Annotated in this window: 6 protein-coding genes; all 6 read left to right on the top strand. The window is 71.3% G+C overall.

The annotated features are described in order from the left end of the window. Nucleotides 1-446 precede the first annotated feature (446 nt). Nucleotides 447-929: a CarD family transcriptional regulator gene (locus E2E34_RS29260; protein ID WP_006380568.1), complete on the top strand. Its 483-nt coding sequence runs from the start codon at nt 447-449 to the stop codon at nt 927-929. 329 nt (nt 930-1,258) lie between these two features. Then, entirely contained in the window at nt 1,259-2,014 is a 756-nt protein-coding gene (gene ispD, locus E2E34_RS29255; RefSeq protein WP_138904895.1) for a 2-C-methyl-D-erythritol 4-phosphate cytidylyltransferase, read from the top strand. Beyond that, entirely contained in the window at nt 2,004-2,516 is a 513-nt protein-coding gene (ispF, locus tag E2E34_RS29250) for a 2-C-methyl-D-erythritol 2,4-cyclodiphosphate synthase (protein WP_138904894.1), read from the top strand. The genes ispD and ispF overlap by 11 nt, the downstream gene beginning before the upstream one ends. A 123-nt stretch (nt 2,517-2,639) precedes the next feature. Next, a complete protein-coding gene (gene cysS, locus E2E34_RS29245; RefSeq protein WP_138904893.1) occupies nt 2,640-4,043 on the top strand; it encodes a cysteine--tRNA ligase in 1,404 nt (467 codons plus the stop codon). Nucleotides 4,044-4,134: 91 nt separating this feature from the next. Then, nucleotides 4,135-5,091, top strand: coding sequence for a 23S rRNA (guanosine(2251)-2'-O)-methyltransferase RlmB (rlmB, locus tag E2E34_RS29240; RefSeq protein WP_138904892.1), 957 nt, complete (start codon nt 4,135-4,137; stop codon nt 5,089-5,091). Nucleotides 5,092-5,198: 107 nt separating this feature from the next. Next, on the top strand, nt 5,199-6,674 hold a 1,476-nt coding region (locus E2E34_RS29235; RefSeq protein ID WP_138904891.1), incomplete at its 3' end, for a DoxX family membrane protein.

The raw sequence follows: 6,674 nt of genomic DNA, 5'->3' as shown, positions 1-6,674 counted from the left end.
CGCCCATACCGGCCGCGGGAGGCCGCGGCGGCCCGTTCCGTACGCCGTTCCCATATCCCGGCCAGGTCGTCCTGGCGTCCGCGGGGCGGATTATCCGTAAGGAATGCGGATGGCCTGCGAAATTGATCACGGGCGTACTTGATCAATTCCTGATTCCGGCGAACGGGTGACCGATCGGCGAAGGGAGTACGCCACATGCGCCGCTCGGAACCCGGCAAAACGGGACGTTCGGCGTCTTCGGAGGGGTCCGTGATGGGTGTAACGTACGCGTTTCTCTGCGCCCGTACAGCCGCTCCGACCTGCGAATACCCGCTTCCGGAAGCCCGGCGCAGCACGTTCCTGTTGCTGTTGTCAAGCCCCGAGATATGCCCTGACCTGCGGAAACGCCATTCAGAAGAAGCCGTTTCCGTGTTACTCTGGATAGCCACGGAAGGGGTACCTGTCACATGACGTTCAAGGTTGGCGACACCGTGGTCTATCCCCATCACGGGGCCGCGCTGATCGAGGCTATCGAAACTCGCCAGATCAAAGGCGTGGACAAGACCTACTTGGTGCTCAAGGTCGCCCAGGGTGACTTGACTGTTCGTGTGCCTGCGGACAATGCGGAGTTCGTCGGTGTACGCGATGTAGTCGGTCAGGAAGGGCTCGACCGGGTCTTCGAGGTGCTGCGCGCACCGTACGCCGAAGAGCCGACGAACTGGTCCCGGCGCTACAAGGCAAATCTCGAGAAGCTCGCCTCCGGTGATGTCATCAAGGTCGCCGAGGTAGTGCGCGACCTGTGGCGCCGCGAGCGTGAGCGCGGTCTCTCCGCAGGTGAGAAGCGCATGCTCGCGAAGGCGCGTCAGATCCTGGTGAGCGAGCTGGCGCTCGCAGAGAACACCAATGAAGACAAGGCCGAGGCTCTGCTCGACGAGGTCCTCGCGTCCTGACTCCGGGTCGCAGGGACTCCTTCCCTGATACCCAGTAACGATGCCGCGGTGCCCGCCGACAAGGTTCCAGCCCTTGTTGCCGGGCGCTGCGGCATGTCGCGTTCACTTCGCCCGCGTTTCCCGTCCGCGTGCTCCGCGCGACCCTGATCCCCTTTGATCCACCTGGTGCCTGGTGTGCCGGGCCCGGGCAGCTGGCTCGACCAGTCGTCACGGAAGGGGCCGGTCAAGGCGTCGCGCCCAGCACGCTGTGGCCATACCCACCGAGGCCGCGGACACAAACCTGGCGGAGCCAAACCCGTTCCCGAAGCTTGTCGGCCCCGGAGCTACCGATGACAGACGAATCGCGCCCCACGCCCACTCCGCGCACCGCCGCCGTGATTCCCGCGGCCGGCCGCGGGGTACGGCTGGGACCCGGCGCGCCCAAGGCGCTCCGCGCGCTGAGCGGCACCCCCATGCTGATCCACGCGGTACGGGCCATGGCCAACTCCCGGGCCGTCTCCCTCGTCGTCGTGGTGGCCCCCAAGGACGGCGCCGCCGAGGTCAAGCATCTTCTCGACGAGCACGCGCTGCCCGAACGGACGGACTTCCTCGTCGTACCGGGCGGCGAGACCCGCCAGGAGTCGGTACGGCTCGGCCTGGCCGCGCTGCCCGCCGACATCACCGCCGTCCTGGTGCACGACGCGGCCCGCCCCCTCGTGCCCGTCGACACCGTCGACGCGGTCGTCGAGGCCGTACGCGACGGGTCCCCGGCCGTGGTGCCCGCCCTCCCGCTCGCCGACACCGTCAAAGAGGTCGAGCCCGGCGAGAAGGGCGAACCCGAGCCGGTCGTCGCCACACCCGCCCGGGCCCGGCTGCGCGCCGTACAGACCCCGCAGGGCTTCGACCGCGCCACGCTGGTGCGCGCGCACGACACGATCGCCGCGAGCGGGGAAGGCGCGACGGACTGCGCCGGCATGGTCGAGCAGCTCGGCGTGCGGGTCGTCGTCGTACCCGGCCACGAAGAGGCGTTCAAGGTGACCCGGCCGCTGGACCTCGTCCTGGCCGAGGCCGTACTCGCCCGCAGGAGGGCCAACGATGGCTTCTGAGCTTTCCCCGGACGTTCCCGTCCCGCCGCTGCCGCTCGTCGGCGTCGGCACGGACATCCACGCCTTCGAGGACGGCCGCGAGCTGTGGTGCGGCGGTCTGCTCTGGGAGGGCGAGGGCCCCGGCCTGGCCGGCCACTCGGACGCCGACGTCGTCGCGCACGCCGCCTGCAACGCGCTGTTCTCCGCCGCCGGCCTCGGTGACCTCGGCGCGCACTTCGGCACCGGACGCCCCGAGTGGTCCGGCGCGTCGGGCGTCACCCTGCTGACCGAGGCGGCACGGATCGTACGGGCCGAGGGGTTCCGGATCGGGAACGTCGCCGTCCAGGTCGTCGGCGTACGCCCGAAGATCGGCAAGCGGCGGGAAGAGGCGCAGAAGGTGCTCTCCGCGGCGGTCGGCGCCCCGGTCTCGCTCTCGGCCGCGACCACCGACGGCCTGGGCTTCACCGGACGCGGCGAGGGCCTCGCGGCGATCGCCACGGCGCTGGTGGTCCGCACGGGCTGAAGCGCCGCGGCACGCCGGTGACCTCGTACGGGGGAAACGCGCCACCGCCCCGCCGGGCGCCGCGCCGCCCCGGGTAAGGGAAAGGGGCGCTGGGCACTGCCGTGCGCCCACTACCCTGGTGTAGTGACTATTCGGCTGTACGACACCAGCGCCCGGCAGACTCGCGACTTCTCCCCGCTCACGCCGGGCTGCGTCTCGATCTACCTGTGTGGCGCTACCGTGCAGGCCGCCCCGCACATCGGGCACATCAGGTCGGGCCTCAACTTCGACATCATGCGCCGCTGGTTCACCTACCGCGGCTACGACGTGACGTTCATCCGCAACGTCACGGACATCGACGACAAGATCATCAAGAAGTCGGCGGAGCAGGGCCGCCCCTGGTGGTCCATCGGTTACGAGAACGAGCGCGCCTTCAACGACGGCTACGCCGCCCTCGGCTGCCTCCCGCCCACCTACGAGCCCCGCGCCACCGGCCACGTCACCGAGATGGTCGAGATGATGCGCGGCCTCATCGAGCGCGGCCACGCCTACGAGGCCGACGGGAACGTCTACTTCGACGTGCGCTCCCACCCCGGTTACCTGGAGCTCTCCAACCAGGACCTGGACAACCTCCTCCAGCCGTCCGGCGAGGGCGAGACCGGCAAGCGCGACCCGCGCGACTTCGCCATGTGGAAGGCCGCGAAGCCCGGCGAGCCGAGCTGGGAGACCCCGTGGGGACGCGGGCGCCCCGGCTGGCACCTGGAGTGCTCCGCGATGGCCCACAAGTACCTGGGCTCCGCCTTCGACATCCACGGCGGCGGCATCGACCTGATCTTCCCGCACCACGAGAACGAGATCGCCCAGGCCAAGGCGTTCGGCGACGACTTCGCCGCGTACTGGGTGCACAACCACTGGGTCACCATGGCCGGCGAGAAGATGTCGAAGTCGCTGGGCAACTCGGTCCTGGTGTCCGAGATGGTCAAGGCGTGGCGCCCCATCGTGCTGCGCTACTACCTCGGTACGCCGCACTACCGCTCCACCATCGAGTACAGCGAGGAGGCCCTGCGCGAGGCCGAGTCCGCCTTCGCGCGCATCGAGGGCTTCGTCCAGCGGGTGATGGAGAAGGCGGGCGGCGTCGTGGAGCCCGCCACCGAGGTCCCGCCCGCGTTCGCCGAGGCGATGGACGACGACCTGGGCGTCCCGCAGGCGCTCGCGATCGTCCACACCACCGTGCGCCAGGGCAACTCGGCGCTGGCCGCCGACGACAAGGACGAGGCCGTGGCGCGGCTCGCGGAGGTCCGGGCGATGCTCGGCGTCCTCGGCCTCGACCCGCTCGCCGAGCAGTGGTCGGGCGGCGGCACGGAGCGCGGCGAGGACCTGCACGGGGTCGTCGACACGCTCGTACGCCTCGTGCTCGACCAGCGGCAGTCGGCCCGCGACCGCAAGGACTGGGCCGCCGCCGACGCGATCCGCGACCAGCTCCAGCAGTCCGGCCTCGTCATCGAGGACAGCCCGTCGGGCCCGCGATGGACCCTCGGCTCACGCTGACCGGCACGCGCGATGTGCCGCCCGGCGTCCCGGGCGGCACACTTTCCCTTATACGTACGCACGTCTGAAGCAACGGAACAGGTAACAGGTCATGGCCGGGAACAGCCAGCGCAGGAACCGCCGCACGTCCAACAAGAAGGGCGCTACGGTCGGCAGCGGTGGCCAGCGGCGCAAGGGCCTCGAGGGCAGGGGCCCGACGCCGCCCGCCGAGGCCCGCAAGAAGCACAAGAAGAACCGCATCGCCACGGCCAAGGCCAAGCAGGCCGCGGTCCGCCGCCCGGCCCCGCGCCGCGGCGGCGTCAAGGGCACGTCCGAGATGGTCGTCGGCCGCAACCCGGTCTTCGAGGCGCTGCGCGACGGCGTTCCCGCGACCACGCTGTACGTGCAGCAGTTCATCGACAACGACGAGCGGGTCCGCGAGGCCCTCCAGCTCGCGGCCGCGCGCGGCAACATCAACCTGATGGAGGCCCCGCGTCCGGAGCTCGACCGGATGACGAACGGCCTGAACCACCAGGGCCTCGTCCTCCAGGTCCCGCCGTACGAGTACGCGCACCCCGAGGACCTCACGGCGGCGGCGTACGACAAGCACGAGGACCCGCTGATCGTCGCCCTCGACGGCGTGACCGACCCCCGCAACCTCGGTGCGATCGTCCGCTCGGTCTCCGCGTTCGGCGGCCACGGCGTGGTCGTGCCCGAGCGCCGTGCGGCGGGCATGACGGCCGGCGCGTGGAAGTCGTCCGCCGGTACGGCGGCCCGTACGCCGGTCTCCCGCGTCACCAACCTGACGCGCGCCCTGGAGGGCTACCAGAAGGCCGGGATCACGGTCGTCGGCCTCGCGGCGGACGGCGAGCACACGGTCCAGGACCTGGAGCAGCTCGGCGGCCCCGTCGTCATCGTCATCGGCAGCGAGGGCAAGGGCCTCGGCCGCCTCGTCGGCGAGACCTGCGACTACCTGGTCCGCATCCCGATGCCGGGCGGCGCCGAGTCGCTGAACGCCGGTGTGGCGGCGGGCATCGTGCTCTGGGAGGCGGCGCAGCGCCGTCGCTGAAGCGGCCGGCGGGCAGGGCCGGTTATGTCCCGGTAAGGGTGTCTTGACGGGTCTCGGACAGATCGGGGCCGTCAAGGCAGTGTCCTAACGACACGTCACTCGGTTAGATGAGTGTGGACACCAGAACACCCGGGTTCGACGATCAGCCCGCCCTGAGCATGGTCAAGGTGCCCTGCGATCCAGCGCAGGTCATCGTCAACCACGCCAGCTTCCGCGTGCAGCTCGCCCCGGCCCAGAGCCGACGGCCCGTCCCGCCGTACGCGGGGGCGGGCGGTGTGGGCAGCGGGCTGGGGGACACGGCCCGCATTCCGGCGATGGCCGGTGCGACCGCAGGACGGCGGCGGACACCCGTCGTCTGGAGCGGGAAGTCCGAGCCGGGGGACCCCGGCGCGACCGGCCTGCTCCAGGCCGTACGGAACTCCTCGTCCGGCGAGCGCCTCGACAGCGGCGCCACGCAGGTCATCCCCCGGCTCTCCGAGGCCGACAGCGCGCAGGACACCGAGGCGATCCCCACCGTCATCGGGCCGCGCGGCTCCGAGCCGCCCATGACGCAGATGCTGCCGCGCATGAAGCAGGCCGTCGGCGCGTACGACCTGCCGGACGTGGAGGACACCCGCTCCGGCCAGGAGTTCGACGACGACTACGACGACGACGCGTACGGAGCGTCCGCAGAGGCCGCCCGCCGCAACGCCGACGCGGTCCGGCACGCGTACTACCCCGGGCGGCGGATGAACCTCGGCGTGGTGCTGCTGCCGCTCCGCGTGTTCCTCGGCTTCATCTCCATCTACGCCGGCATGGGCAAGCTCTGCGACCCCGTGTACTTCGACGGCGGCGAACGCGGCTCCATGGTCAAGTGGCTCACGTCGCTGCACCCCTGGACCGTCGCCGAGCCGCTGCGCGACTTCGCCCTGAGCCACCCGGTGGGCGCCGGCCTGACCGTGGCGTTCCTCCAGGTCGTCGTCGGCGTGCTGACGGTGCTGGGACTGTGGCAGCGCGTCGCGGCCTGCATCGGAACGCTGCTCTCCGCCGCCCTGATCATGACGGTGAGCTGGAAGACCGTACCGGCGTACGACGCGCCCGACATCATCTACCTCGCCGCCTGGTCCCCGCTGATCATCGCGGGCGCGCCCGTCTACTCCATCGACGGCCGCCTCGCCGGCGAGGCCTGGCGCAAGCTCGGACCGCGCTCGGAACTGTGGGAGCTGCGGCGGCGCGTCCTGCGGCGCGGCACCGTCGTCGCGTCCCTCGTGGTCGGTGTGACGCTGCTGATCGGCTCGATGCTGGGCGGGGCCGTACGCTCCTCCGACATGGTCACCGTGCCGGGCCCGAACGACGACCCGACCAACCACCTCCCAGGTGCCCCGCTGCCCCAGGAGACCGGCCGCAGCACGGGCCGCGCCTCGCAGAGCCCCACGGGCCGCAGCCCGTCCCCCACGGCCAGCAGCTCGGCCGGCCCCTCGGCCCCGGCCACGACCCCCGGCACGGTCCGCGAGACCGGCACCGTCGGCACGGACGCCCAGCGGCCGAGCCAGACGCAGGGCACCACGGCCGGCCAGGCCCCGTCTCAGCAGCAGCCCCCGCCC

Source organism: Streptomyces albidochromogenes (assembly GCF_005981925.1).
Lineage (GTDB): Bacteria > Actinomycetota > Actinomycetes > Streptomycetales > Streptomycetaceae > Streptomyces > Streptomyces albidochromogenes.
The sequence above is the reverse complement of the archived record's forward strand: the minus strand, read 5'-3'. Positions and strand labels throughout refer to the sequence as shown.